The following is a 26,206-nucleotide window of genomic DNA, read 5'->3' on the forward strand; positions in this document are numbered from 1 at the left end:
TTCGGTGCCGTTCGGTATCAGGGCGGTCCCGCCAACGCGCGCGCATCCGTCACGCCGCACGCGCGCTCGATGCGCAGCGCCGCTTCGAGCAAGAGCGGCGCGACCGTGCGCTCGATCCAGTCGTCGGCGAGACGGCGGCTCACGATCGTGCAATTGAGCGCGATGCGTTCGTCGTCGGGCGGCTGGCGCACCGGCACGGCGATGGCGTGAATATCGCGAATCCAGTCGCCACGGCTTAGCGTGTAGCCGCGCGACGCGAAGGCAGCCTGGTCGGCGTCCCACTGCGGCAGGTCAGCCGCGTAACGTTCGGGGTCGTCGAGGCGCAGGCGGTTCAGTACCGCCTGACGTTCCTTCGCGCTCTCGGCGATCAGAAGCGCGCGCCCGATCGATGTGGCCAACAGCGGCCGCGTGCTGCCAATGTCGGGTTGCGCGCGGTTGTCGCGGCCCGGGCGGCAGCTATCGACGTAGACCACGCTCAAGCGGTCGCGCATGCCGAGGTTCACGGAGCAGCGCGTTTCGCGCGCGAGCTTTTCCATATAGGGCCGCGCGATCTGCCGAATCTGCATGGCGGCGAGCATCGGATAGCCCAGCGTCAGCACGCCCGCGCCGAGCCGGTAGCGCTGGTACTTCTCGCTGCGGTTCAAATAGCCGAGCAGCGTCAGCGTGTAGGTGAGCCGGGAAATGGTGGCCTTGGGCAGCCCGGTGCGGTCCGCCAGTTCCCGGTTGCCGAGCATCGGCTCGGCCGGCGTGAACGCGCGCAGCACCTGAAGGCCGCGCGCGAGGTTGATCGCGAACTGGCGATCGGTCGATTCGGCGTCGGGTGGCGCGGGCAAAAGCGGCTCGCCAGTGAGTGGCACATGCGTGCCGCCCTCGTCATGCACGTGAGCGGCGTCGGGCCGGCTCGCGAGGCGCCGTACGCCGCTGGAGGGCGCGGCGCGGCGTTCGGATACGGATGGCGTGGGCGATTGCATCTGCGTAGTCTGACGGCGAGACGGTTTCGAATTGGACGAACTCATGGTCGATAAACGCCTTCCAGGGGTCAAGAAATTCAGCATAGTGTTTCGCTCTGCGGTACGCCAGTTGAACGGAGCCGGCGCTCTCGCCTACTGTTTCAGGCAGACCATTTCCATTCGGCACGAGGAGACACGATGCTCACGGACAGCGATTCCGGCACCGCCACCAGCGCGCAAGCAGGTACGCCACACGATCAACAGGAAGGGCCCCTGACCGGCGTGCGCATTCTCGATCTCTCGACGGTCGTGGCCGGTCCCTTCGGCGCCACGCTGTGCGCCGATCTCGGCGCCGATGTCACGAAGATCGAACTGCCCGACGGCAGCGATGCGCTGCGCAAGCTGCAGCCCGTCAAGGACGATATTTCGCTCTACTGGAAAGTGACGAACCGCGGCAAGCGCGGCATCACGCTCGACGTGCGCAAGGCCGAGGGGCGCGCACTGCTGCTGCGGCTCGTGGCGCAGACGGACGTGCTCGTCGAGAACTTCCGCGCGGGCAAACTGGAGGAATGGGGACTCGACTTCGAGACGCTGCACGCGGCCAATCCGCGCCTCGTCGTGCTGCGTCTGACCGGCTTCGGCCAGACCGGGCCGTACCGTCAGCGCGGCGGCTTCGCGCGCATCTTCGAGGCCATGAGCGGCCTCACGCAACTGACCGGCGAAACGAACGGCGCGCCGCTGCACATGAACTTCCCGATGGGCGACACAGTAGCGGGCCTCTTCGCCGCGTTTTCGATTGCGGCGGAGATGGTGCGCATGCGCTCGGACCCGGCGGCGCGCGGCGTGGAAATCGATCTTTCGGCCACCGAAGCGCTCTTTCGCATGCTGGAGCCGCTCGCCGTGGAGCGCGAACAGCTCGGTCTCGTGCGCGGCCACCATGGCAACCGCGCGACCTATACCGCGCCTTCGAACATGTACCGCAGCGCCGACGGCGTGAGGTTCTCGCTCGTGGCGTCGTCGCAACCGATCTTCAGGCGGTTGTGCGCGGCGCTCGAACTTCACGACGTGCCCGACGATGTGCGCTTCGTCGACAACGTGAGCCGCGTCGCGCATGCAGCAGAACTCGACACGCGGCTCGAGAAGGCGTTCGCGGCACTTCCCTTCGCACTGCTCACCGCTCGGCTGACCGAGGCCGGCGTGCCGCACACGAAGATTTACACCATCGACGACATCGCCGAAGATCCGCATTTCATCGCGCGCGAAACCATCATCCGCCTGCCTGACGCGGATCTGGGCTCGGTGCCGGCGCCGTGCATCGTGCCACGCGTGAAGGGTCGGCCTGCCGGCGTGCCGCGCAGCGGACCTGCGCTCGGCGAGCACAACGAGGCGGTCTATGGCGCACTGGGACTGAGCGTCGAAGCGCTCGCGCAACTGCGGCGCGACAAGGTGATTTGAATTGGCCGCATTGGGGCTAAGCGGTGCAGGCGTTCAGCCGCGGCTGCCCGCCGTGGGAATCTGTGGCGGCGCGCCCTCGGGGCCCGCGGTTGGCGGCGGCGCGGGCCTCGGCTCGTGCGAGGCATCGCGCGCCACGCCGCCAGGCGCATGCGGATGCCCATGCGCCGCGTCGTGCGGGTCCCCACGCGGCTCCTCGACATCGCCGCTGCGCGAGGACATGTGCACCTGCATCTGCGGCACGGGCATCTCGATGCCGGCTTCGTCCATATGCCGCTTCAGCCGCGCATTGAACGCGCGCGCCACGCTCCACTGCTGCAGCGGCCGCGTCTTGATCTGCCCTTTCACGACCATCCAGTTCGGGTCGAACCGGTCGAGCCCCCACACCTCCACGGGCCCGAGTATCTCGCGGCGATAGCGGAAATCGGCCACGAGTTCGGCGCCCGTTTCGCGAATCATGCGCGTAATCGTATCGAGATCGACCGAGAACGGCACCCGCACTTCGAATACCGCAAACGCGAAATCGCGCGATAGGTTCTTCACGATCTTGATCTGCGAGAACGGAATGGCGTGGATCGCGCCTTGCCCGTCGCGCAGCCGCACGGTGCGAATCGACAGATGTTCGACCGTGCCCGCATGGCCGTTGTCGATGTCGATCCAGTCGCCCACCGAGATCGTCTCCTCGATGATGATGAAGAGGCCCGTGATGAGATCGGCCACGAGCGACTGCGCGCCGAAGCCGATCGCAAGCCCGATCACCCCCGCACCGGCGAGCAGCGGCGTCACGTTGATGCCGAGGTTGGCCGCGGTCACGATGCCGGTGATCGTGAGGATCGTCACGAGCACGGCGTTGCGCACGAGCGGCAGCATCGTGCGCGCGCGCGTGCTGGGCGCGCGGCCCTTGGTGCGCGGGCCGGTCGGGTTGAGCGCTTCGAGAATCGCGGTATCGACCGTGATCCAGACGAGCCACGCGAGAAACACCGTCGATACGATCGCGAAAATGGCGTGCGCGATACCGCGCGCGGCCACGTTCGCCTCGATGATGGCGGCAAGCGAGATGTCCCAAAGACGCGCGCAGGACTCGAAATATGCGAACCAGATGAAGACCACGAGCAGCGTGCCGGCAAAGCGCAGCAAACGCCGCAGATACGGCGAGCGCCGCCGCACGCGCGCGGGGTTCGGGCGCGTGATGCGCAGCACGACGGCCGAGAGGAAGAACGCGAGCACGAGCAGGAGCGCGGAGACCACGGAGATCTGCAGCACGTCGTCGCGGCTGCCGATGCCGCCGAACGTGGCGACGATCGAAGCGCCGGCGAGCAGCAGCATCGGCAGTTGCCAGAGCGAGGCGAGCACGTCGAGGACTTCGGTGAGCGCCTTGTGTCCGTGACGCAGCGTATAGCTGCGGTTGCGGATGAGATGCGCAACTGGCCGTCGAAACGCGATGGCGAATACGACCGTCAATGCGGCGGCCGCCAGGTTCGCCGCGGTGCTCACGAGTGCGGCCAGGTTCGCGCCCAACTGGCGTGCGACCTCGAAATTGGTCGCGGCGTCACCGAGCGCGGCCAGCACGCCGATGGCGAAGAGCAGCCGGCGCGAGCGCGCAATCAGCAGGCGCACGGCCGCGCGCCGGTGCCCCGAGCCGAACAGCGAAAACATGATCAGGCAGATCGACGAGAACACCGCGCCCGCGACGATCGCATAGGCGATCACGAGGGCGAGCGTGCGCCCGAGCGCGTCCGGCATCGAGCGCTCGACCACGAGCGCGCCGACGAACGCCACGATCCACGGCGCCGCGCGATGCACGACGAAAATCAGCAAATCGATGGTGCGCGGATCGGGCCGCAGACCGGTCTCGACATCGAAACGCCTCAGCAGACGCCGCTCGAGCCAGCGCAGCACTGCCGCGCACGCGCCCCAGCCGGCCAGCATGGCGAAGAGATCGAACACGACGCGGCCGAGGCTTTCCCCCTCTCCGCCCGAAGCGATGTCGTAAAGCTCGATGCCGGCTGCCCTGAAGCGCCCTGCCCAGTAGTGAAACGGACTGCGGCCGCGGCGCGCGTCCGCCTCGACGGAGGCCAAGCCCGACGCGATCGCGCCCAGCAGCCCCGAGGTCGCCGCCGCACCCGATGCGGGCGCGGGCGCCACGTTTTCCGACGCGCTGCGCAGCTTCTTGAGCTGGTTCAAGAGCGCGGTGCGCTGGCGCTCGTTGTCTAGCGTGGCGATGACGCTGTCGAGCGAGCGCGTGAACTCGGCCTGGCTCGCCGGTGAAGGCGCCGATGCCGCTTCGGCCGCCGATGCGCCGGAGGCCGCGGCCGGCGCGCCGGTGATGATGCTCTTGAGCACGGGCAGCACGGGCGCCGCGGCCGCCTGGGCGGCGGCCCGCATCGGCATGGCGAGGCACGCCGCGAGGCATGCGAGGAGCATCAGCGCGCGAAGGAACGCGCGAATGGATGTGCGCGACGACGCGGCGCGCGAAAATAGTGCACGATCCGCCGCACCGAAGCGCATGCGCGACGGCCCGGCGCCCGCGCCATCGCGTCCGATGCTGGTATTCATGGCGGAATGGCAAAAACAGGACGTTCCAGTTTAGCCGCACTCCGCCCCACCGCGCCTCGCGCGTGCGTAACAGTTTGTCAGCGCCAGGGTCGCGCCGCTTCGCGCCTCAGTAGGCCACCGTTGCGATCTGACGAATGAAGCGGCCCTGCTCCAGCTCGTCGACGAACGCGATCGCGTAATCCTCGGCAGAGATGCGGCTTTCGCCCTTTGCATCGGCGATCAGCGTATTGGCGCCCGTGCGGAACGTGCCGGTGCGCTCGCCCGGGGCGATGATGGCGGCCGGCGCGAAGAACGTCCAGTCGATGTCGCTCACCGTGCGGTAGTAGTCGAACGCCCCGCGGTGCGCGAGCGCGATGGCCTTATACGCGTCCGGGAAGCCGTCGGTATCGACAAGCTGCTTGCCGGGCGCAACTTCCAGCGAGCCGGCGCCACCCACCACCACGAGACGCTTGAGCCCCGCCGGGCGCACGCCGTCGACGAGCGCCCGGCTCGCGACCAGCAGATCGCCGAGCTGCTCCTTGGGCGGCGCGTAGGCGCTCGCGACCACATCATGCCCGCGCACCGCTGCGGCCACGCTCGCCGCATCGAGCAGATCGGCCTTCGCTGCGTGAACGTTCGGCGCGGCCGCCACGCGCTCGGGCTGGCGCACCAGCGCGCTCACCTGGTGGCCGCGGCGCGCCGCCTCGGCGGCGATGCGCGAACCAACCATGCCCGTTGCGCCAAAGAGAGCGATTTTCAGCGTCTTGCTCATGAACTGACTCCTGTTTTCCGTATTTATGTAACTAGCGAAGTTACATTTCAGGGGTGAAAAAACGGGGCAATGCCCCGCTGATGAATCTCGCAGCGCGCCGGCGCTAGAGCCCGCTTAGGCCCGCTTAGGCCCGCCGCGCCCGCGTGCGTTCGAGCTTGCGCTCGCTGCGCGTCATGTCGTCGACGACGTCCGCGAGCGTGCGCATCGCAAGCGACGCCTCCATGGCGCGCTGCGCGTCGTCGATCACGCCGCGCAGCGTCTGCTGGATATGGCGCCCGACGAGGCAAGCCGGATTCGGCTCCTCGCGGTGCATGGCGAACAACTGCGCGTCGTCGACCGCATGGTAGACGTCGAGCAGCGTGATCGCCTGCGGCTCGCGCGCAAGCAGCGCGCCTCCGCCCGCACCCAGCTGCGACGCCGTGAGGCCCGCGCCGGCAAGCATCGACAGCAGCCTGCGAATGAGCGCGGGATTCGTGTTCACGCTGCCCGCGATGATCTCCGACGACAGCGGCACGCCCTCCTGCTGCGCAAGCAGCGCGAGCACGTGCACGGCGAAGGCGAAACGGCTACTCGTATTCACGGCGAACCTGCCACTGCTGAGCGGCCCGCGAGCGTATCGAACATCGGACTCGATCCACTCGCGCCAAAAAGTGTAACCATCATAATTACATTAATCCGTAGCGTCAACCCGCTGGGCGCAGCTTGCCCGGCTGCGGGCTTACTTCGCGGCATCCGATGCCTGCCCCGGCGCCGATGCGGCCTCGGCGGCATTGCTCGCCCAGCGTTGCAGCGAGTGCCCCGCGTTAGTCAAGCCGGTGCCGGTGGCCGCGGCGGCCTGCCCGAGCAAGGCTTGTGCCGTACTTGCCGCGCCGCGCAACTGGCCATGCGCCGCGGAAGCCAGTTCGGCCGTCGATGCGCTCGCCTGCTGCCCCTGCGATGCCGCCGAATCGAGCTTCTGCTGCGCCGCACCGAGTTGCTGGTTCACATAGCTCGCGGCCTTGCCGAGCGCTTGCGTCGCCTGCTGCGCGGCCTGGTTGGCGGCGTCCTGCGCGGCCTGCTTCGCGGCGTCGGCGGACTGCTTGCTCAAATCGGGCGTGGCAGCGTCCTGCTTGTTACAGCCGGCGGCGAGCGCCGCGCACACGAACAGGCAGGCAAGCGTCAACCTTTGCGTCGAAACCTTCGAAAACATGGTCATCCTGAAAAATTCGCCGCACGAAGCGGCTTGCATAGATGAAAACGCGGCAATGATACGCCGTCGCGCCACACCCATTCTGACGAAATCAACGAAAAGCCCGCGCGCTCGAAAACAGGCCGCGACACGGCGCTCGCATCGGCGCTCAATACCGTCGAACGCGCCTCGCGCGCGAGCGCTTCGAGCCGCGCCAGCAACGCCGTCGCGAGCCCGCGGCGCGACCATGCCGGCGCGACGTAAAGCATCTCGACGTGATCGAACGGAAAGAGCTGCCCGAACGCAACAGCCGCGCCGTCACACTCCGCGACGAGTGTCACGCCGCGCGCGAGGCGCGCGTCGAAGTCCGCAAGATCATCCGCCGTCGCGGCCCACGCCGCGCGCTGCGCCGCGTCGTAGCGCGTGGCCGCAAGCGTGGTCACGGACGCGCGAAACAATGTGGCGAGCGCCGGCGCGTCGCGGCCCGGCACATAGCGCCGCCAGTCGATGGATGGCAGAGGATGCCGCGCCTCGCCCGCGACGCCAGGCTTTGCGAAATCGTCAAACATGATGGAGTAGACTGCCCTCGCGCACGATCTGTTCCACCGTCCACCTCTGGAGACAAACGATGGCCGTCAAGAAGATCCTGTTCCTCACCGGCGATTTTGCCGAAGACTACGAAACGATGGTGCCGTTCCAGGCGCTGCAGGCCGTCGGACACCGCGTCGACGCCGTGTGCCCCGGCAAGAAAGCCGGTGAGCGCATCAAGACCGCGATCCACGATTTCGAGGGTGACCAGACCTATACCGAAAAGCCGGGGCACCAGTTCGCGCTCAACGCAACCTTCGACGAAATCGACGCCGCCAGCTACGACGCGCTCGCCATCGCCGGGGGACGTGCGCCCGAATACCTGCGCCTGAACCCGAAGGTCATCGAGATGGTGCGTCACTTCGCCCACGCGAACAAGCCGATCGCGGCGATCTGCCATGCGGCCCAGCTGCTCGCCGCGGCCGAAGTGATCCGCGGCAAGCGCATTTCGGCGTATCCTGCCTGCGCGCCCGAGGTGCGGCTCGCGGGCGGCGAGTACGCCGAGATCGCCATCGACAGCGCCGTGACGGACGCCCCCTTCGTGACCGCGCCGGCGTGGCCCGCCCATCCCGAATGGTTGCGCCAGTTCCTGGCGCTCCTCGGTACGCGCATCGAGCCGTGAGCGCGCGCTGATCCGCTCCGCGCGTCGCGCCGGTCTTGCATGAGGCGCGGCGCGCGCCGGCCGCCCTCCGGCCACCCGCGGGCCACCAATTCGGACTGGTCTGATTTCACCGCACCGCGCCGCTGGCCAGAATAGCCGCCAGTTATTCTGGAGTACGGAGTGCGCGTCGTGGATCTGACAGACTGGCTAGTGATACTCGCGATCGCCCTGGCGGCGATCCTCTTTTTTTGCAAGCGCGGCGGCCGCAAAGGCAGCTTGACCGACCGGGCGCGCCATCTGCACGGCACGCGTCTGCTCCTGCAGGGCGCGTTCGCACTGTGGGCCGCGCTGCTCATGGTCGACCGCAGCTTCGTCTTGCCGCTCAGCGTACCGTTCGGCATCGTCACGAGTCCTCACACGATGCTGGCCGCCGCGCTGGCGCTCGCGGGCGTGGGCGCCATCTGGTCGTTTCGCGCGAGCCGTCTGCTCAAGCCGCGGCGCATCTTCGGCGCGTGCTGAACGCATAACGGGCGCGCTTGCCTGACCGTGAAAGCAGCGCCTCTCAGAGCCTAAGCGCCTGCGGGTGGTCGCAACGCCGCTCCGGGTGCCGTGCGCAATTCGCTACGAACGCCGCCTTTCGTGTTCGCGCCGCCTGCGTTATCGCTCCCGCCATAGCCTCCAATGCCTCCGAGCGCCCCTTCCGGACGCTCCGCACGTTCGAGGGCGCTGATGATCTGCTCCGCGTCGCCGGGCAAAGGCGGCGCGACGGCAAGCGCGTCGGGCAGCGACAGATAGAACGTCGTGCCCTCGCCTTCTGTCGACTCCACCCATACGCGCCCCCCGTGCCGCTCCACGACGCGCCGCACGAGCGCGAGCCCGATGCCTTCGCCCGGCGCAACATTGCCATGCATGCGCTGGAACGCCTGAAAGAGCCTCGGCAAGCCCACCTCGGGAATACCGAGTCCGTTGTCGCGCACATAGAAAATCTGCAGTGACTCGACGCCCGGCGGCGCGTGAGCGGTGCCGATCTCGACGCGCCCGTCGCGCGCCGGATCGAGATAGTTGAGCGCATTGCCGATCAGGTTGGCAAACACCTGCTCGAGCGCCGTCGGGTCGCCCCACACGTCGGGCAGCGTCTGCACGCTGACCTGCGCGCCGCGTGCACGGATCGAGGCATGCATCGCGTCGACCACGCGCTGAACCAGCTCCTGCACGCTCACACGCTGTCGCCGATACTCCACGCGTCCCACGCGCGCGAGCCGCAGCAACGCGTCGATGATGTGCGATGCGCGCAGCACGGCCGTTTGCAGATAGCGCAACGCCTCGCCGACGTCCTCGTCGATGGTCCGCTCGATGCGCGCGCGCGCCTCAGGTGCAAGCGAAGACTTCGCGATGCGCTTGCGCAGGTCGTCGCACGCATGATTGAGTTCGCGCGAGAAACCCTGCAGGTTCACGAGCGGCGCGCGCAGATCGTGCGACACGCCGTGGATGAACATCTCGTTTTCCTGAGTCTGCTGGCGCAGGTTTTCGTTGATGCGCGCCAGCTGGTCCGCGCGCCGCGCGAGGTCGGCCTGAAAGCCGAGGCGCAGCCGCTCGGCTTCGATCAGGCGCTGGCTGATCTGGTGCAGCGTGAGGTCAAGCTCGGCGATTTCGTCGTTGCCCGCCGTGAGCGGCGCGAGCGGTTCGTTCGCGGCCAGCCGGTTCGCGTTGTCGGAAAGCGCATCGAGCCGCCCGCGCACCCCGCGCGTAAAAACCCAGACGGCAAGCGCGACAAGTACGATCGAGCCGAGCACCGCCGTCAGCACGAGCGTCTGCTGCTGGGCGCGCGCCGCTTCGGCGGCGGAAACCCGCACTACGTCGAGGCGGCGCTCCTCGGTCTGGAACGAGACGATCTGCGTGCGCACGCGGTCGAGCACGTCGGCGGCCATGAGCGCGCGAAAGCGCTCGGCGAGGTCGGCGCGGCGGCCCGAGCGCAGGAGGTCCTGCACGCGGTCCGACCATTGGCGATAGTTCTGCACGGCGTGGCGAATCTGCACGGCGCGCTCGACCTGGGTGGGATTGTCGGAAACGAGATCGACGAGCCGGTCGATGCGGCGGTCCACGTCCATCCACATCGAAACGGGGGTGATGTAACTCGTGTCGTTGGCCGCCACTGCACCGCGCAGCTTCACGGATTCGACCAGCACCGGTTCGAGCACGCGCGAGGCCTGCGCCAACACGGCCTGGCTATGCTGGCCCCAGCGCTCCGCGGCCGCGGCGTCGGCTTCGGCCTTCACGATGGCCGACAGCAAGCTCAGTTCGAATACGGCGGGAATCGCGATCAGCAGAAGCCCTTTGGTCGTGAGGCGCATTGCGTGGCGGGTACCGGGCGACCGGACGTGCGAGGGGTGGCAATCCGGCCATTATGTCGACGTTTGCGCCCTATGTGCGTCCCATGTGCGCTGAAGTTTGCCGCGCCGCGAAAACTCAAGATGATTTCGATAAGCCGACAATCCATTGATAAAGAAAGGAAAATCGAATGAATCGCCCTATTCTGGCGCGCACTTTCCCCACCTTTGCGCGCAAGCCCTGACATTGTGCCGGGACGTGGTGCACGCGCCCCAGATACCCGCGCCCGACTTCAGAACCCGGCATGCCCGTTTTTCCCGCATCGGTGCAAGGCCGCACCGGCTTGACGCCTGTTCCGGCAGCGAATTCACCAGTTTGGCGCTGAAGCTGGCCCGCATCTTGCTGTGTATGCGCCCATTTTGGGCAAACTGGGTACGCCAGATGGACAATCTCAAGACCGGCACCGACACGCTATTTCTGCTGCTAGGCGCCGCCATGGTGCTCGCCATGCACGCAGGGTTCGCGTTTCTCGAACTCGGCACCGTGCGCAAGAAGAACCAGGTCAATGCACTCGTGAAGATCCTCGTCGACTTTTCGATTTCGACCATCGCCTACTTCTTCATTGGCTATACGCTCGCCTACGGCGTGCAGTTCTTCTCGCACGCCGACGTGCTCGCCGAGCACAACGGCTACGCGCTCGTGCGCTTCTTCTTCCTGCTCACCTTCGCGGCCGCGATTCCGGCCATCGTGTCCGGGGGCATTGCGGAGCGCTCGAAGTTCAATCCGCAACTGTTCGCGACCTTCGTGATCGTCGGTTTCATCTACCCGTTTTTCGAAGGGATGGTGTGGAACAACCGCCTCGGTTTCGAAGATGCGATGACGCACGTTTTCGGCGTGCCGTTCCATGACTTCGCGGGCTCCGTGGTCGTCCACGCGTTTGGCGGCTGGATCGCGCTGCCGGCCGTCTTGCTGCTCGGGCCGCGCCACGGCCGCTATACGCGCGACGGCCGCATCGCCGCGCACCCGCCCTCGAACATTCCGTTTCTCGCGCTCGGCGCATGGGTGCTCGCGGTGGGCTGGTTCGGCTTTAACGTGATGAGCGCGCAGACCATCGACAAGATCAGCGGGCTCGTCGCCGTCAATTCGCTCATGGCGATGGTGGGCGGCACGCTCGCCGCCTGGTTCGCGGGCCGCAACGATCCGGGCTTCACGTACAACGGGCCGCTCGCGGGGCTCGTGGCCGTGTGCGCGGGCTCGGACATCATGCATCCGCTCGGCGCGCTCGTGACGGGCGCGGTGGCAGGCGCGCTGTTCGTCTATATGTTCACCTGCGTGCAGAACCGCTGGCGCATCGACGACGTGCTCGGCGTGTGGCCGCTGCACGGCCTGTGCGGCGCCTGGGGCGGCATCGCCGCGGGTATTTTCGGCCAGCGCTGGCTGGGCGGACTCGGCGGCGTCTCGCTCGGCGCGCAGATCGTCGGCACGATTGCCGGCATCGTGATCGCCTTCCTCGGCGGCCTCGTCGTGTACGGCGCGCTGCGCAAGTTCGTGGGGCTGCGCATCGACCGCGAAGAGGAGTTCAACGGCACCGACCTGTCGATCCACAAGATCACGGCCACGCCGGAACGCGAAACGGTTTCCTGAGCGCAGCGCAGTACGTCGCTGACACGTCGCTGACGTCGCTGCGGGCGGCACCCTGCCGCCCGCACGCGCCAGACGCGTTCAGCAAGCGATCATCAAAGCTGTCCCATCCCACCGGCGACGATCACTTCGGTGCCGATCATGAAGGCCGATTCGGCGGCGCTCAGATGCAGCACGGTCGAGGCAATCTCCTCCACGGTCGCGAAGCGCTTGAGCGGCACCAGCGCGCGGATCGATTCCTCAGCCGCCGCGAGCGCGGCCGCGTCCATGCCGAACTTGTTGTAGAGCGGCGTCTTCACGGGCCCGGGGCTCACCACGTTCACGCGAATGCCGCGCGGCAGCAGTTCGGCCGAGAGCGTCTTCGCGAACGAAATCAGCGCGGCCTTGCTCGCCGCATACACCGACGAAGTCGGCATGCCGATATGTGCGTTGATCGAGCCGTTGAGCACGATGGCCGCTCCGTCGTTGAGCACCGGCAAGAGCGCCTGAATCTGGAAGTACGCGCCCTTCACATTGGTGTCGAAGGTCACATCCCAAAGCGCTTCGTCCACTTGCTCGAACGGCGCAAGCTTCGCCACGCCCGCATTGATGAACACCGCGTCGAGGCGCAGGCCCGCATCGCGCACGGCGGCGGCCAGTTCGCGCGCGCCGGTGAGCGAGGCCGCGTCGTTGCGCCAGGCATGGGCGTTCGCGCCGAGCGCGACGCGCGCGGCTTCGAGCCCGGCTTCATCGCGGCCGGTGACGATGACGTGCGCACCTTCGGCGGCATAGGCCAGTGCTGCAGCGAGGCCGATGCCGCTGGTTCCGCCGGTGACGAGGACAGTTTTGTTGGCAAAGCGGTTCATGACGTTCTCCTTGAGGGGGGGAGTCTCGATCTGAGACTGTGATGTCATATTGCCGGCCGGCGCGCCGCCTGCCGTACGACAGTCCTGGCGCAAACGTTCGAAGCCATCGAACGTTTGCGCCAGACGTGCAGCCGGGCGTGCAGACAGCCGGCTTCAACCCGTGACCGCAATGCCCTCCACGAGACGCTTCGCAAGACGCGGCTCGCGCAGCCGGTCGATCCACCATTGCAGTGCGCGCCCCACGTGTTCGCCGCGCCACGCCACGTACAGCACGTTCGGCTCGCGCGGGTTCGCCGTGGCCTTCTCGATCAGCTCGCCCCGCTCGATCAGCTTCGCCGCGCGCTGCCTCGGCACCCAGCCCACGCCCAGGCCCTCGCGCTGAGCGAGGATCTTGGCGCGCATCGTCGGCACCGCCAGCACTTCTTGCGCGCCGAGCAGCCCGTAGCCGCGACCCGGCGTGAGCCGCGCCGAATCGCCGACCGCCACGCCGCGCTCGGCCAGCATGCGTTCGCGGGTGAGCGGCGCCTTCTCGCGCGCGAGCCGGTGGCGCGGCGCCACCGCAAACACCCACTCCATCACGCCCAGTTCGAACCAGTGCAGGCCGTCGATAGCCGGCGGCTCGTTGGTCGCGCCGACGACGAGATCGGCGCGACCGTCGCGCAGAGCCTCCCAGGTGCCGGAGAGCACTTCGTGCGTGAAGCGCAGTTTGACGCCGGACTGCAGCGCGTCGAAGTCGCGGACCACCGGCATCAACAATTCGAATTCGAGAATCTCGTCGGTGACGATCCACAAGCGGTCTTCCCAGCCGTTCGCGACCTGCCGCACGCGCTGCGTCATGCGTGCGACGTCCTGCATCAGCCGGCTCGCCTCCTTGGCCAGCAGATGGCCGGCCGGCGTAAGCTGTAGCCGGTAGCGCCGGCGGTCGAAGAGCAACGCATCGAAGCGCGCTTCGAGTTGGCGCGCGGCATGCGAAATCGTGGAAGGCGCCTTGTTCAAACGGGCAGCCGCACGCGACAGGCTGCCGGTTTCGCGGATGGCGTCGAGCAACGCCAGTTCCTCTTCGGAGAGCATGTGCGGCTCCATCGAACGGGTGATCAGGCGATGGTACGGCAGAAACGGGGCGGGAGTCCGGTCGCGTGACGCAGACTTGCGGACAGACTGTCAAAGGTACTTTGACGGTCTGTTCAGAAAATTTGCCATTGTTCGACATCTTTACCCGACAGAAAATCGAACGCACGTTCATAAACTATCGAGTGTGGCCGCGTCAATTCGAAGGGAAACGCGTACGCAAGAGAACCGGATCACTCCATCGCGAAGTCATCTTTTCAGTGAGGTATGAGGCCATGTCCGTGAAGTCCCCGTCACCCGATTCACCGTTCGTCGACTTGACTGCCATGATTCGCCAGCGAGCGGCGGAACACGGCGCGCGCACGGCAATCGTCTGCGATGCTGAAACGGTCACGTTCGCCGCACTCGAAGCGCTGATCGACCGTTGCGCCGCCGCGCTGCAGCGTGACGAACTGTCACCCGAAGACGTCATTGCCATTTGCGCCGCGAGTTCCATTCAGTACGCCACAGTATTCTTCGGCGCACTCAGAGCGGGACTGGCGGTCGCGCCGCTGTCGCCCTCCACGCATCCGGACAGCCTCGTCGCCATGCTGGACAATTCGCGCGCGCAAATTCTCTTCGCCGACGACGCCGTTTGCCAATTGCTGTCGAATGTCGCGTTGCCGCCCGCGCTGCGCATCGTCAAGATCGGCGCGGCCGGGCAGTACGATGCGTGGCTCGCGCCCGTGGGGGCCGCCCCCGCACCTGTGGAGATCCAGCCGGAGTGGGCGTTCAATATCATCTACTCCTCCGGCACGACGGGCGCGCCCAAGGGGATCGTCCAGTCGCACGCCATGCGCTACGCCTACACGCAGCGAAGCGTCGAGCGCGGCTACGGCCCGGACGCCATCACCCTGATTGCGACCCCGCTCTATTCGAACACCACGCTAGTGAGCTTCTTCCCGACGCTGGCGCTCGGCGGAACGGTCGTGCTCATGCCCAAATTCGACGCGCGGCAATATCTGGAGCTTGCCCAGCGCGAGCATGTCACGCACACCATGCTGGTGCCCGTGCAATACCAGCGCATCCTCGGCCATCCCGACTTCGATCGCTACGACCTGTCCCGTTTCCGCGCGAAGTTCTGCACGAGTGCGCCGTTCGCGGCCGGCCTCAAGGCGGACGCCCTGCGCAGGTGGCCGGGCAAGCTCACCGAGTTCTATGGAATGACCGAAGGCGGCGCGTCATGCGAGCTTTGCGCGGACGAATTTCCCGACAAGCTGCACACGGTTGGCCGCCCGCTGAACGGCCATGAAATGCGCCTGATCGATGCCGACGGGCGCGAGGTCGCCGCCGGAGAAGCGGGCGAAATCGTCGGACGCTCGCCAGCCATGATGACCGGCTACTATCGGCAACCCGAAAAGACGGCGCAAGCCGAGTGGTACGACAGCGATGGCCGGCGCTTCATTCGAACCGGGGATGTTGGCCGCTTCGACGAACACGGCTTCCTCACGCTGATGGATCGCAAGAAGGACATGATCATCTCGGGCGGATTCAACATCTACCCGAGCGATCTGGAACAGGTGCTCGCGCGGCACCCCGAAGTCTTTGAGGCCGCGGTGGTCGGTGTGCCGTCGCAGCGCTGGGGCGAAACGCCGGTGGCGTTCGTCACGCTCCAACCGGGCTCGACACTGGACGCCGGCCAGCTCGCCGCCTGGGCCAACGAGCAATTGGGAAAAATGCAACGGCTCGCCGACGTCGTCATTGTCGACACGCTACCGCGCAGCCCGATCGGCAAGGTGCTCAAGCGCGAGTTGCGCGAGCGCTTTAGTGGCGAGGTCGCTTGATCGGCGGCGGATCGCCCGCTTGCAGCCGAGGGCTGGGGCGGGCCGCGGAAGACACCAGGGCGGAAAAAAAAGCGCCACGTTTGCACGTGGCGCCTTGAAAAGTTCTAGCCATTCCGAGGGCCGTGCTAGAACCTGAGAGACGGTATTCGGCTTAGCCGTGCCATCGCGAAACGATGCGCAATTATGCGAATTGCATATCGCGATGCACATTAAAACCCGCAGTTTTTGCGGGTTCATGGCGTATTGCCGAAATCGGGTTCCATTTTTTACCTACATGCTGACTAAGTCAAGCAAAATCTCGCCAATATGCGCCAATCACCGGGCATCTGGCATCCATTACAATCGTCTGAAATTTTGCGCCCTAATTTAGGGAATGCGATGTTGATTGAACGCAAACCGGCGTATCGCACTGCGAGCCGCGTCGGCTTTTTGACGCCACACGTGAAAACTGAAATCTGAAATTCCGTTTCGGAAAATTGTCCCGCCCAAATGACTTTCGCATCCGAATCGCGCAATCCCGACGACACCCCGCGCGACAAAGACGGTGGCGCTGACGAAGTCACCGCGCTCGCGCGCGGTCTCGCCGTGCTGCGCTGCGTCGCCGCCGCCGACGCGCCGCTCAGCAACCGCGAACTGACCGAGCTGACCGGCATCCCCAAACCCACGCTTTCGCGGCTCACCGGCACGCTCGTGAGCACGGGCTTTCTCGCGCGGCTGCCCGACAGCGAACGCTTTGTTCTCACGTCGTCGGTGCTGGAGTTGTCCAACGGCTTTTTGCGCAACGCCGACATCCGCAGCCGCGCACGGCCTTTTCTCACGCGGCTTGCCGAGCGCACCGCGCTTTCGGTGCACCTCACCGTGCGCGACCGTCTCGACATGGTGGTGATCGACGCGATCCGCCCGCGCACCGCCGTGCTCGTCACGCGCCTCGAGGTCGGCTCGCGCATCGACATGAGCCGCACCGCTGTCGGGCGCGCCTACCTCGCGGCGCTCGATCCGCATGCGCGCGCCGAACTCACCGCGGCGCTGCAAACCTCGGCCGGCAACGACTGGGGCGTTTTCGGCAGCCGGCTCGACGCCGCGCTCGCCGAGACCGCCGTGCATGGCTACGGGCTCGCGGCCGGCGAGTGGTACGAAGGGCTCAACGCCGTTGCCACGGCGTTCGCCGGTCCCAACGGCGAGATCTACGCCATCAACTGCGGCGGCGCCGCGCAGCAGTGTCCGCGCGAGTGGCTCGTCGCCCACGTCGTGCCGCTGATGCGCGAATGCGTCGAACGCATCGTGGACGAGATTGGCGGCGCCCTGCGCCTGCCCCTTCCGACCTGACAGCGCGAACGCCCTCTACTTACAAAAAGCCTACGATGCATGTAACGCTCGTAACGTCTCGAAAGAAACTGCACTGGACTGTAACGAAGCGGGCAACGTAGCATCATGCTTTTTGGCTGCGAGGGCGTGCCGTGCCGCCCTGCGTGCGCTTCGCCAGCCAGCCGCCAGCGAAGCCGCCCATCCGCGTGATCGCACGGCGCGGCGTTCGTGCCAGAGCGGGGCCAGCCCTGACATCCTGCTTGCGCACGACGTGCGTAGCATCGGAGCCCGTCCGCTACCCCGCCCGCGTGCGCTTTCGTGTATGCGCTTTTGCGCGCACCTCGCGGCCGGCACCACAACATCATCCGCTCAGCCCAGAGCCTTCGAGAACCCGTTACCGACCTGACCGATGGATCAACAAGAAAAGCGCCCGGATTCCTCCCGTAAAGACACGACGCCGCAGTCCCCCGCTCCGGTCGCCGCGAGGCGCGGCAAGGGCAAGTTCATCGCGTTGGGTGTGGTCATCGTGATCGCCGGCATCGTGCTCGCACGCTGGCAACCGTGGAACAAGGCGCTCTCGGGCGGCGATGCATCGCCGGCTGCCGGCGCGCGCATGCGTCACGGCGGCCCGGGCGCCATGGCCAACATGCCGCAGCCGGTCAGCGTGGCCAGCGCCCAGGCTGGCGACATGCCCATCGTCATCACCGCGCTCGGCACGGTCACGCCGCTTGCCGACATCACGGTGCGCACACAACTAACCGGCACGCTTCAGGACGTGTACTTCCAGGAAGGCCAGATGGTGAAGAAGGGCGACGTGCTCGCCCAGATCGACCCGCGGCCCTACCAGATCTCGCTCGCCAACGCCGAAGGCCAGCTCGCTCGCGACCAGGCGCTGCTCGCCACCGCGCGCCTCGACCTCAAGCGCTACCAGACGTTGCTCTCCCAGGACTCGATCGCGAGCCAGCAGGTCGACACACAGGCATCGCTCGTCAAGCAGTACGAGGGTACCGTCAAGTCCGATCAGGCCAACGTCGATACCTACAAGCTCGACCTCACCTACGCGCGGATCGTCGCGCCGGTGTCGGGCCGCGTGGGCCTGCGCCAGGTCGACCCGGGCAACTACGTGACGCCCAGCGACACCAACGGCATCGTCGTGCTCACGCAGCTCGAGCCGATCAGCGTGATCTTCACGACGTCGGAGGACAACCTGCCGTCCATCATGAAGCCGTTGCGCGCGGGCACGAAAATGCCGGTCACGGCCTACGACCGCAGCAACACCACGATGCTGGAAGCCGGGTCGCTCCAGACCATCGACAACCAGATCGACACGACCACGGGCACCGTCAAGCTGCGCGCGAGCTTCGTGAACCACGAGCAGATGCTCTTCCCGAACCAGTTCGTCAATGCGCGCCTGCTCGTCGATACGCTCCACAACGCCGTGATCGTGCCCACTTCGGCTGTGCTCAACGGCTCGCAGGGGCAATACGTCTATGTCGCGAAGCCCGACAACACGGTGACCGTACGGCTCGTGAAAGTCGGCCCGGTCGACGCCGAACGCACCAGCATCGCCTCGGGCCTCGCCGTGGGCGAGCGCGTGGTGACCGATGGCTCCGATCGCTTGCGCGAAGGCGCGAAGATCACGATTCCCGCCGAGCACCCGCAGCATGCGAAGGGCGCATCGGGCGCGAAAGGCGCATCGTGGGCCGGCGCGGCCTCGGGCGCGCGTCATGGCCACCGCCACGCCTCGCAGACGCAAGCCCAGTAAGCCAGCATGAATCCATCCCGCGCTTTTATCCTGCGGCCGGTCGGCACGGCGCTGCTCATGGCGGCGATCATGCTGGTCGGCCTTGTCGCGCTGCGCTTTCTGCCGCTTTCCGCGCTGCCCGAAGTCGATTACCCGACTATCCAGGTGCAGACCTTCTACCCGGGCGCGAGCCCGGACGTGATGACGTCCTCGGTGACGGCGCCGCTCGAGCGCCAGTTCGGGCAGATGCCGTCGCTGAACCAGATGTCGTCGCAAAGCTCGGCGGGCTCCTCGGTCATCACGCTGCAGTTCAGCCTCGACCTGCCGCTCGACGTGGCCGAGCAGGAAGTGCAGGCCGCCATCAACGCGGCCGGCAACCTGCTGCCCTCGGACCTGCCCGCGCCGCCGATCTACGCCAAGGTCAACCCCGCCGACGCGCCGATCCTCACGCTCGCGATCACCTCGAAAACGCTGCCGCTCACGCAGATCCAGGATCTCGCCGACACGCGCCTCGCACAGAAAATCTCGCAGGTGGCGGGCGTGGGCCTCGTGAGCCTGTCGGGCGGCCAGCGCCCCGCGGTGCGCATCCAGGCGAACCCGCGCGCGCTCGCGGCCTACGGCCTGAACCTCGACGACCTGCGCACGAGCATTTCGAACCTGAACGTCAACACGCCGAAGGGCAACTTCGACGGCCCCACGCGCGCGTACACGATCAACGCGAACGACCAGCTGACCGACGCCGACGCCTACAAGGACGCGGTGATCGCCTACCGCAACGGCCGCCCCGTCATGCTCACGGACGTCGCGAACATCGTGCAGGGCGCGGAGAACACCAAGCTCGGCGCCTGGGCGGACGGCACACCCGCGATCATCCTGAACGTGCAGCGCCAGCCGGGCGCGAACGTGATCCAGGTGGTGGACAGCATCAAGGCGCTCCTGCCGCAGTTGCAGGAATCACTCCCCTCCTCGCTCGACGTGCAGATCGTCACCGACCGCACGACCACGATCCGCGCCTCGGTGCGCGACGTGCAGTTCGAACTGCTGATGTCGGTCGTGCTCGTCGTGCTCGTGATGTACCTGTTCCTCGCGAACATCTACGCCACGATCATTCCGAGCTTGTCCGTGCCGCTCTCGCTCATCGGCACGCTCGCGGTCATGTACCTGTGCGGCTTCTCGCTCGACAACCTCTCGCTCATGGCGCTCACCATCGCGACCGGCTTCGTCGTGGACGACGCCATCGTCATGATCGAGAACATCGCGCGCTACGTCGAGGATGGCGAAACACCGCTCGAAGCGGCGCTAAAAGGCTCTAAGCAGATCGGCTTCACCATCATCTCGCTGACGGTGTCGCTCATCGCCGTGCTGATCCCGCTGCTCTTCATGGGCGACGTCGTGGGCCGCCTCTTCCACGAGTTCGCCATCACGCTCGCGGTGACGATCGTGATCTCGGCCGTGGTCTCGCTCACGCTCGTGCCGATGATGTGCGCGAAGATGCTGCGCCACACGCCGCCGCCCGAAAGCCATCGCTTCGAGGCGCGCGTGCATGCGTTCTTCGACTATGTGATCGGCCGCTATGGCGTGGCGCTCGAATGGGTGCTCGCGCGCCAGCGGCTCACGATGATCGTGTTCCTCATCACGCTCGTGCTCACCGGCATTCTGTATGTGGTCGTGCCCAAGGGCTTCTTCCCCGTGCAGGACACGGGCGTGATCCAGGCCATCACGCAGATGCCGCAATCGGTGTCCTACGCGTCGATGGCGGAGCGCCAGCAGGCGCTCGCGGCGGAGATCCTCAAGAACGAAAACGTCGAGAGCCTGACCTCGTTCATCGGCGTGGATGGCACCAACATCACGCTCAACAGCGGGCGCATGCTCATCAACCTGAAGCCGCGCGACGACCGCAGCGAAACGGCGAGCGAGATCATCCGCGACCTGCAAAAGAGCGTGGCCCATGTGCCGGGCGCGACGCTCTACATGCAGCCGGTGCAGGACCTCACGATCGACTCGACGGTGAGCCCGACGCAGTATCAGTTCATGCTCACCACGCCGAACATCCAGGACTTCACGACCTGGGTGCCGAAGCTCGTGCAGCGTTTGCAGCAACTGCCCGAACTCGCCGATGTGGCGACCGACCTGCAGGACCAGGGCAGCTCCGTGTTCATCGAGATCGACCGCGCGAGCGCCGCGCGCTACGGCATCACGCCAGCTACCGTGGACAACGCGCTCTACGACGCTTACGGCCAGCGCATCATCTCGACGATCTTCACGCAGTCGAACCAGTACCGCGTGATTCTCGAAGCGGACCCGGTAATGCAGCACTACACCGACGCGCTGAACTCGATCTACCTGCCCTCCTCGACCTCCACCACCGGTCAGGTGCCGCTCTCGGCCATCGCGAAGTTCCACGAGCGGCCCTCGCCGCTGCTCGTCACGCATCTCTCGCAGTTCCCAGCCACGACGGTCTCGTTCAACCTGGCGCCGGGCTCCTCGCTCGGCGCGGCGGTCAATGCGATCCAGCAGGCGGAAAAGGACATCGGCCTGCCGGGCTCGTTCCAGACGCGCTTCCAGGGCGCGGCGCTCGCGTTCCAGGCGTCGCTGTCCAACGAGCTGTTCCTGATCCTCGCGGCCATCGTCACGATGTACATCGTGCTCGGCGTGCTCTACGAGAGCTTCGTGCATCCGATCACGATTCTCTCGACCCTGCCGTCGGCCGGGATCGGTGCGCTGCTCGCGCTGATCCTGACCGGGCACGACCTCGACATCATCGGCATCATCGGCATCGTGCTGTTGATCGGCATCGTGAAGAAGAACGCCATCATGATGATCGACTTCGCGCTCGAAGCCGAGCGCCACGAAGGCAAGCCGCCGCGCGAGGCGATCTACCAGGCGTGTCTGCTGCGCTTCCGGCCGATCATGATGACGACGATGGCTGCCCTGCTCGGCGCCGTGCCGCTGATCCTCGGCAGCGGCGCGGGCAGCGAACTGCGCCGGCCGCTCGGCATCGCGATTGCGGGCGGCCTGATCGTGAGCCAGGCGCTCACGCTCTTCACGACGCCCGTGATTTATCTGGCGTTCGACCGGATCGCGCAGCGTCTGCGCCAGCGCTTCGGCGGCGGGTCGCCCGCCGCGCCCTCGTCTTCGACGGAGAACTGACGCGATGAATCTCTCGCGCCCGTTCATCTCCCGCCCCGTCGCGACCACGCTGCTCGCACTCGGCATCGCGCTCGCCGGCGTCTTCGCGTTCACGAAGCTGCCGGTCGCGCCCTTGCCGCAGGTGGACTTTCCCACCATCTCCGTGCAGGCCACCTTGCCGGGCGCGAGCCCCGAAACGGTGGCGACCAGCGTGGCGAGTCCGCTGGAGCGGCACCTGGGCTCGATCGCCGACGTCACGGAGATGACCTCGCAAAGCTCGGTGGGCAGCACGCGCATCACGCTGCAGTTCGGCCTGAACCGCGACATCGACGGCGCCGCGCGCGACGTGCAGGCGGCGATCAACGCCGCTCGCGCCGACCTGCCCACGAGCCTGCGGCAGAACCCGACCTATCACAAGGTCAACCCCGCCGACGCGCCGATCCTGATTCTTGCGCTCACCTCGCCCACGCTCACCGCGGGCCAGCTCTACGACTCGGCCGCCACGGTGCTGCAGCAATCGCTCTCGCAGGTGGATGGCGTGGGCGAAGTCGACGTGAGCGGCTCGGCGAATCCGGCTGTGCGCGTGGAGCTGGAGCCGCACGCGCTCTTTCACTACGGCATCGGCCTCGAAGACGTGCGCGCGGCGCTCGCCTCGGCCAACGCGAACAGTCCGAAGGGCGATATCGAGTTCGGCCCGCAGCGCTTCCAGCTCTACACCAACGACCAGGCGAGCAAGGCGAGCCAGTACAAGGACCTCGTGATCGCCTACCGCAACGGCGCGGGCGTGAAGCTCTCGGACGTGGGCGAAGTGGTCGACTCGGTGGAAGACCTGCGCAACATCGGTCTTGCCAACGGCAAGCGCTCGGTGCTCGTGATCCTCTACCGCCAGCCGGGCGCGAACATCATCGAGACCGTGGACCGCGTGATCGCGATGCTGCCGCAGTTGAAAGCCTCGCTGCCCGCCGACGTCGAAGTGATCCCGACGTCCGACCGCTCCGTCACGATCCGCTCCTCGCTCAAGGACACCGAGCACACGCTCATCATCGCCGTGGCGCTCGTCGTGATGGTGGTGTTCCTGTTCCTGCGCAACTGGCGCGCGACGCTGATTCCGAGCGTGGCCGTGCCCATCTCGATCATCGGCACCTTCGCGGCCATGTACCTGATGGGCTTCTCGCTCGACAACCTCTCGCTCATGGCGCTCACCATCGCGACGGGCTTCGTCGTGGACGACGCCATCGTCGTGCTCGAAAACATCTCGCGGCATATCGAGAACGGCGTGCCGCGCATGAAGGCGGCGCTCCTCGGCGCGCGCGAGGTGGGCTTCACGGTGCTCTCGATCAGCGTGTCGCTCGTCGCCGTGTTCCTGCCGATTCTGCTGATGGGCGGCATTGTCGGGCGCCTGTTCCGCGAATTCGCGCTCACGCTTTCGCTCGCGATTGCGGTGTCGCTGGCCGTCTCGCTCACGCTCACGCCGATGATGTGCTCGCGCCTGCTCGAAGAAGCGCACGAGAAGAAGGAAGAAGGCCGCTTCGCGCAGTGGCTCGAACGCGGCTTCCTGCGCATGCAGGGCGGCTACGAGCGCACGCTCGGCTGGGCGCTCGCGCATCCGTTCGTGATCCTGCTCACGCTCATCGCGACCATCCTGCTTAACGTCGCGCTCTACGTGGTCGTGCCCAAGGGCTTCTTCCCGCAGCAGGACACGGGGCGCCTGATCGGCGGCATCCAGGCCGACCAGGCCACCTCGTTCCAGGCGATGAAAGTGAAGTTCGCCGAAATGATGCGCATCGTGCAGGCGAACCCGGCGGTGGACTCCGTCGCGGGCTTCTCGGGCGGCCGCGCGACCAATTCGGGCTTCATGTTCGTCTCGCTCAAGCCCAAGAGCGAGCGCAAGCTTTCCGCCGATGAAGTCATCGCCCAGTTGCGCGGACCGCTCTCGAACGTGGCGGGCGCGCGCACCTTCCTGCAGGCGGTGCAGGATATTCGCGTGGGCGGCCGGCAGTCGAACGCGCAGTACCAGTTCACGCTGCTCGCCGACAACACCGCTGACCTCTACAAGTGGGGGCCGAAGCTCACCGAGGCGCTGCAGGCGCGCCCCGAACTCGCCGACGTGAATTCGGACCAGCAGCAAGGCGGCCTCGAGTCGATGATCAACATCGACCGCGCCAGCGCCGCGCGGCTGAACATCACGCCCTCGCAAATCGACAACACGCTTTACGACGCGTTCGGCCAGCGCCAGGTCTCGACGATCTACAACCCGCTCAACCAGTACCACGTGGTGATGGAAGTCGCGCCGCAGTACTGGCAGAGCCCGACCATGCTCAACGAGATCTGGGTGAGCACCTCGGGCGGCACGGCAAGCGGCGCGCAGAGCACGAATGCGACGGCGGGCACGGTCACCGGCCCGACCACGGCTTCGACGGGCGGCACATCGGCCACCACGGCGTCGAGCGCCGCGACCATTGCCGCCGACTCCGCGCGCAACCTCGCGACCAACTCGCTCGCCGCGAGCGGCAAGTCGAGTGCCTCGTCGGGCGCGGCCGTGTCGACCTCGAAGGAAACCATGGTGCCGCTGTCGTCGATCGCCTCGTTCGGCCCAGGCACGACACCGCTGTCGGTGAATCACCAGAGCCAGTTCGTGGCCTCGACGATCTCGTTCAACCTGCCGCCCGGCAAGTCGCTCTCCGACGCGACCGCGGCGATCTACGACACGATGGGCGCGATCGGCATGCCCGCGACGATTCACGGCAGCTTCCAGGGCACGGCGCAGGCGTTCCAGCAGTCGCTCGACAACCAGCCGCTGCTGATTCTCGCGGCGCTGGCGGCCGTGTATATCGTGCTGGGCATTCTGTACGAGAGCTACATCCACCCGCTCACGATTCTCTCCACCCTGCCCTCGGCGGGCGTGGGCGCCCTGCTCGCGCTGCTGCTCTTCAAGACGGAGTTCAGCATCATCGCGCTGATCGGCGTGATTCTGCTGATCGGCATCGTGAAGAAGAACGCCATCATGATGGTGGACTTCGCGATCGAGGCTTCGCGCCAGGGTCTGAGTTCGCACGATGCGATTCGCCAGGCGTGTCTGTTGCGCTTCCGGCCGATCATGATGACGACCTGCGCGGCGCTGTTGGGTGCGCTGCCGCTTGCGTTCGGGCGCGGCGAAGGCGCGGAGTTGCGCGCGCCGCTCGGTATCTCGATCGTGGGCGGGCTGATCGTGAGCCAGATGCTCACGCTCTACACCACGCCGGTGGTCTACCTGTACATGGACCGCTTGCGCGTGTGGTGGGATGCGAAGCGCGGGCGCGCGACGCCCGCGGCACAGGCGGAATAGGCGCTGGCGTTAGCGCACTGGAAAACGGCTGAAGCGTGGCTTCAGCCGTTTTTTTTACGCCCGTGCGCTGCGAGGCTGAGACTGCCGCAAATGCACCGGCAAGCAACGCACGATCAGATGCAGCATGAGCGGAACGATGATTCCGTCGTCGACGACACCGGCGAGCGGCAGCGCGATATTGAACGGGTCGAGCGCATAGAGCGCGAGCAGCGCCGTGGCGGGCACGAGCCACACCGGGCGTTCCGGCTGGCGCAGCGCGTGCCACAGCACGCGTGCATCGCCCTTCACGACATTCCAAAGCAACGCGATACGTTTCATCTGCTTCCTCCCTGCGGCTTGCGGCTCATCCGCTCGCCGCCTCAATGCTGCTCGTGGCCCGGTGCATCCGAGCGTGACGTTCTGATCACGAGCCCGTCCGGCGCAAAATGGGCGTTGAACATGCCGTCCCCCGCCACGCCGCCTTCGGCCCAGTGCCAGCTCCATACTTCTTCGTGGCTCAGCGCATATTTTGCTACCGTGGCCGGCTTGCCGAGCAAGCGCCGCACTTCGTCCTGCGTCATGCCCGGCACGACCTGAGCGATATTCTGCGCCGTGAGCGCCTGGGTCATCGCCACGAGTTTGCCGTTCGCATCGAAGTCGAGCATCCACGTGGTGAGACCGTTCGGCCCGCGCGGGTACTCCAGGCGCTGCGCGCCGTCGTCGTCTTCCCAGACCATTTCGGGCTTGCCCGCCTGCTGGCGTACGTCTTCGACGGTCGACACGCCAATGCGCAGGCCGCCAAACGCCATCGAATCGGGTTTGATCGCGTTGACGGCGTCGGCGACCTTCTGCTGGTCGCACGCCGCGAGCAGCGTGGCGCAGACAGCGATCAAGGCCGCGGCGATCCAGGGTTTGCGTGACATATTCATCTAATGTTGCTGCTCAAAACGACC

General features: G+C 66.5%; 20 protein-coding genes. 9 read left to right on the forward strand and 11 right to left on the reverse strand.

Translation table 11 applies throughout. The features are described 5' to 3' along the window. Nucleotides 1-17: 17 nt before the first annotated feature. Nucleotides 18-1,016, reverse strand: a complete 999-nt coding sequence (locus FAZ97_RS08365; RefSeq protein ID WP_233271547.1) for an IclR family transcriptional regulator — start codon at nucleotides 1,014-1,016, stop codon at nucleotides 18-20. Between the two features lie 132 nt (nucleotides 1,017-1,148). Between FAZ97_RS08365 and FAZ97_RS08370 the strand changes: the two genes are divergently transcribed. Beyond that, nucleotides 1,149-2,405, forward strand: a complete 1,257-nt coding sequence (locus FAZ97_RS08370; RefSeq protein WP_158758023.1) for a CaiB/BaiF CoA transferase family protein — start codon at nucleotides 1,149-1,151, stop codon at nucleotides 2,403-2,405. A 33-nt stretch (nucleotides 2,406-2,438) separates the two neighbouring features. On the opposite strand, the gene FAZ97_RS08375 is transcribed toward FAZ97_RS08370, so the two are convergent. The 5 genes from FAZ97_RS08375 to FAZ97_RS08395 all read right to left on the reverse strand — a co-directional run bounded on the left by FAZ97_RS08375 (nucleotide 2,439) and on the right by FAZ97_RS08395 (nucleotide 7,446). Beyond that, nucleotides 2,439-4,958, reverse strand: a complete 2,520-nt coding sequence (locus FAZ97_RS08375; RefSeq protein ID WP_158758024.1) for a mechanosensitive ion channel family protein — start codon at nucleotides 4,956-4,958, stop codon at nucleotides 2,439-2,441. Between the two features lie 106 nt (nucleotides 4,959-5,064). Further along, nucleotides 5,065-5,709 carry an NAD(P)-dependent oxidoreductase gene (locus FAZ97_RS08380; protein WP_158758025.1) on the reverse strand — a complete coding sequence of 215 codons (645 nt, stop codon included), beginning with the start codon at nucleotides 5,707-5,709 and terminating at the stop codon, nucleotides 5,065-5,067. 124 nt (nucleotides 5,710-5,833) lie between these two features. Then, nucleotides 5,834-6,289, reverse strand: coding sequence for an Rrf2 family transcriptional regulator (locus FAZ97_RS08385; RefSeq protein WP_158758026.1), 456 nt, complete (start codon nucleotides 6,287-6,289; stop codon nucleotides 5,834-5,836). A gap of 138 nt (nucleotides 6,290-6,427) precedes the next feature. Further along, entirely contained in the window at nucleotides 6,428-6,898 is a 471-nt protein-coding gene (locus FAZ97_RS08390; protein ID WP_158758027.1) for a hypothetical protein, read from the reverse strand. A gap of 2 nt (nucleotides 6,899-6,900) precedes the next feature. After that, on the reverse strand, nucleotides 6,901-7,446 hold the full coding sequence (locus tag FAZ97_RS08395; protein ID WP_158758028.1) for a GNAT family N-acetyltransferase: 546 nt from the start codon (nucleotides 7,444-7,446) through the stop codon (nucleotides 6,901-6,903). A 59-nt stretch (nucleotides 7,447-7,505) separates the two neighbouring features. Between FAZ97_RS08395 and FAZ97_RS08400 the strand changes: the two genes are divergently transcribed. Both FAZ97_RS08400 and FAZ97_RS08405 read left to right on the forward strand, forming a co-directional pair. Continuing rightward, nucleotides 7,506-8,087 carry a DJ-1/PfpI family protein gene (locus FAZ97_RS08400; RefSeq protein WP_158758029.1) on the forward strand — a complete coding sequence of 194 codons (582 nt, stop codon included), beginning with the start codon at nucleotides 7,506-7,508 and terminating at the stop codon, nucleotides 8,085-8,087. Nucleotides 8,088-8,255: 168 nt separating this feature from the next. Next, on the forward strand, nucleotides 8,256-8,585 hold the full coding sequence (locus FAZ97_RS08405; protein ID WP_158758030.1) for a hypothetical protein: 330 nt from the start codon (nucleotides 8,256-8,258) through the stop codon (nucleotides 8,583-8,585). 50 nt (nucleotides 8,586-8,635) lie between these two features. Here FAZ97_RS08405 and FAZ97_RS08410 read toward each other — a convergent pair whose 3' ends face one another. After that, nucleotides 8,636-10,417, reverse strand: coding sequence for a sensor histidine kinase (locus FAZ97_RS08410; RefSeq protein ID WP_158758031.1), 1,782 nt, complete (start codon nucleotides 10,415-10,417; stop codon nucleotides 8,636-8,638). A 418-nt stretch (nucleotides 10,418-10,835) separates the two neighbouring features. Here FAZ97_RS08410 and FAZ97_RS08415 point away from each other — a divergent pair, with 418 nt between their 5' ends. Next, a complete protein-coding gene (locus tag FAZ97_RS08415) occupies nucleotides 10,836-12,038 on the forward strand; it encodes an ammonium transporter (protein ID WP_158758032.1) in 1,203 nt (400 codons plus the stop codon). 92 nt (nucleotides 12,039-12,130) lie between these two features. Here the strand turns inward: FAZ97_RS08415 and FAZ97_RS08420 are convergent, their stop codons facing one another. Together FAZ97_RS08420 and FAZ97_RS08425 are read right to left on the reverse strand one after the other, a co-directional pair. Further along, nucleotides 12,131-12,880 (reverse strand): SDR family oxidoreductase, encoded by a 750-nt coding sequence (locus tag FAZ97_RS08420; protein ID WP_158758033.1) that lies wholly within the window; start codon nucleotides 12,878-12,880, stop codon nucleotides 12,131-12,133. 153 nt (nucleotides 12,881-13,033) lie between these two features. Then, nucleotides 13,034-13,951: a LysR family transcriptional regulator gene (locus FAZ97_RS08425; protein ID WP_158758034.1), complete on the reverse strand. Its 918-nt coding sequence runs from the start codon at nucleotides 13,949-13,951 to the stop codon at nucleotides 13,034-13,036. Nucleotides 13,952-14,223: 272 nt separating this feature from the next. Between FAZ97_RS08425 and FAZ97_RS08430 the strand changes: the two genes are divergently transcribed. The 5 genes from FAZ97_RS08430 to FAZ97_RS08450 all read left to right on the forward strand — a co-directional run bounded on the left by FAZ97_RS08430 (nucleotide 14,224) and on the right by FAZ97_RS08450 (nucleotide 25,274). Beyond that, nucleotides 14,224-15,771 carry a class I adenylate-forming enzyme family protein gene (locus tag FAZ97_RS08430; RefSeq protein ID WP_158758035.1) on the forward strand — a complete coding sequence of 516 codons (1,548 nt, stop codon included), beginning with the start codon at nucleotides 14,224-14,226 and terminating at the stop codon, nucleotides 15,769-15,771. Between the two features lie 489 nt (nucleotides 15,772-16,260). Further along, nucleotides 16,261-17,097: an IclR family transcriptional regulator gene (locus FAZ97_RS08435; RefSeq protein ID WP_158758036.1), complete on the forward strand. Its 837-nt coding sequence runs from the start codon at nucleotides 16,261-16,263 to the stop codon at nucleotides 17,095-17,097. A 388-nt stretch (nucleotides 17,098-17,485) separates the two neighbouring features. Further along, nucleotides 17,486-18,841, forward strand: coding sequence for an MdtA/MuxA family multidrug efflux RND transporter periplasmic adaptor subunit (locus tag FAZ97_RS08440; protein WP_158758037.1), 1,356 nt, complete (start codon nucleotides 17,486-17,488; stop codon nucleotides 18,839-18,841). A gap of 6 nt (nucleotides 18,842-18,847) precedes the next feature. Further along, the gene (locus tag FAZ97_RS08445; RefSeq protein ID WP_158758038.1) at nucleotides 18,848-21,970 is read left to right on the forward strand and encodes an MdtB/MuxB family multidrug efflux RND transporter permease subunit; all 3,123 of its coding nucleotides are present in this window, start codon (nucleotides 18,848-18,850) and stop codon (nucleotides 21,968-21,970) included. A 4-nt stretch (nucleotides 21,971-21,974) separates the two neighbouring features. Further along, a complete protein-coding gene (locus FAZ97_RS08450; RefSeq protein WP_158758039.1) occupies nucleotides 21,975-25,274 on the forward strand; it encodes an efflux RND transporter permease subunit in 3,300 nt (1,099 codons plus the stop codon). Between the two features lie 54 nt (nucleotides 25,275-25,328). On the opposite strand, the gene FAZ97_RS08455 is transcribed toward FAZ97_RS08450, so the two are convergent. After that, on the reverse strand, nucleotides 25,329-25,592 hold the full coding sequence (locus FAZ97_RS08455; protein ID WP_158758040.1) for a hypothetical protein: 264 nt from the start codon (nucleotides 25,590-25,592) through the stop codon (nucleotides 25,329-25,331). A gap of 41 nt (nucleotides 25,593-25,633) precedes the next feature. Continuing rightward, nucleotides 25,634-26,182 (reverse strand): outer membrane protein assembly factor BamE domain-containing protein, encoded by a 549-nt coding sequence (gene bamE, locus FAZ97_RS08460; protein ID WP_407671751.1) that lies wholly within the window; start codon nucleotides 26,180-26,182, stop codon nucleotides 25,634-25,636. Nucleotides 26,183-26,206: the final 24 nt, after the last annotated feature.

It is taken from the genome of Paraburkholderia acidiphila (assembly GCF_009789655.1).
Classification (GTDB): Bacteria; Pseudomonadota; Gammaproteobacteria; order Burkholderiales; family Burkholderiaceae; genus Paraburkholderia; species Paraburkholderia acidiphila.

Coding starts and splice junctions, on each gene's coding strand:
- FAZ97_RS08415 (WP_158758032.1), top strand. CDS start 10,836: ATGGACAATCTCAAGACCGGCACCGACACGCTATTTCTGCTGCTAGGC.
- FAZ97_RS08455 (WP_158758040.1), bottom strand. CDS start 25,592: ATGAAACGTATCGCGTTGCTTTGGAATGTCGTGAAGGGCGATGCACGC.
- FAZ97_RS08430 (WP_158758035.1), top strand. CDS start 14,224: ATGTCCGTGAAGTCCCCGTCACCCGATTCACCGTTCGTCGACTTGACT.
- FAZ97_RS08450 (WP_158758039.1), top strand. CDS start 21,975: ATGAATCTCTCGCGCCCGTTCATCTCCCGCCCCGTCGCGACCACGCTG.
- FAZ97_RS08445 (WP_158758038.1), top strand. CDS start 18,848: ATGAATCCATCCCGCGCTTTTATCCTGCGGCCGGTCGGCACGGCGCTG.
- FAZ97_RS08420 (WP_158758033.1), bottom strand. CDS start 12,880: ATGAACCGCTTTGCCAACAAAACTGTCCTCGTCACCGGCGGAACCAGC.
- FAZ97_RS08380 (WP_158758025.1), bottom strand. CDS start 5,709: ATGAGCAAGACGCTGAAAATCGCTCTCTTTGGCGCAACGGGCATGGTT.
- FAZ97_RS08440 (WP_158758037.1), top strand. CDS start 17,486: ATGGATCAACAAGAAAAGCGCCCGGATTCCTCCCGTAAAGACACGACG.
- bamE (WP_407671751.1), bottom strand. CDS start 26,182: ATGAATATGTCACGCAAACCCTGGATCGCCGCGGCCTTGATCGCTGTC.
- FAZ97_RS08375 (WP_158758024.1), bottom strand. CDS start 4,958: ATGAATACCAGCATCGGACGCGATGGCGCGGGCGCCGGGCCGTCGCGC.
- FAZ97_RS08365 (WP_233271547.1), bottom strand. CDS start 1,016: ATGAGTTCGTCCAATTCGAAACCGTCTCGCCGTCAGACTACGCAGATG.
- FAZ97_RS08370 (WP_158758023.1), top strand. CDS start 1,149: ATGCTCACGGACAGCGATTCCGGCACCGCCACCAGCGCGCAAGCAGGT.
- FAZ97_RS08400 (WP_158758029.1), top strand. CDS start 7,506: ATGGCCGTCAAGAAGATCCTGTTCCTCACCGGCGATTTTGCCGAAGAC.
- FAZ97_RS08435 (WP_158758036.1), top strand. CDS start 16,261: ATGACTTTCGCATCCGAATCGCGCAATCCCGACGACACCCCGCGCGAC.
- FAZ97_RS08390 (WP_158758027.1), bottom strand. CDS start 6,898: ATGTTTTCGAAGGTTTCGACGCAAAGGTTGACGCTTGCCTGCCTGTTC.
- FAZ97_RS08395 (WP_158758028.1), bottom strand. CDS start 7,446: ATGTTTGACGATTTCGCAAAGCCTGGCGTCGCGGGCGAGGCGCGGCAT.
- FAZ97_RS08410 (WP_158758031.1), bottom strand. CDS start 10,417: ATGCGCCTCACGACCAAAGGGCTTCTGCTGATCGCGATTCCCGCCGTA.
- FAZ97_RS08425 (WP_158758034.1), bottom strand. CDS start 13,951: ATGCTCTCCGAAGAGGAACTGGCGTTGCTCGACGCCATCCGCGAAACC.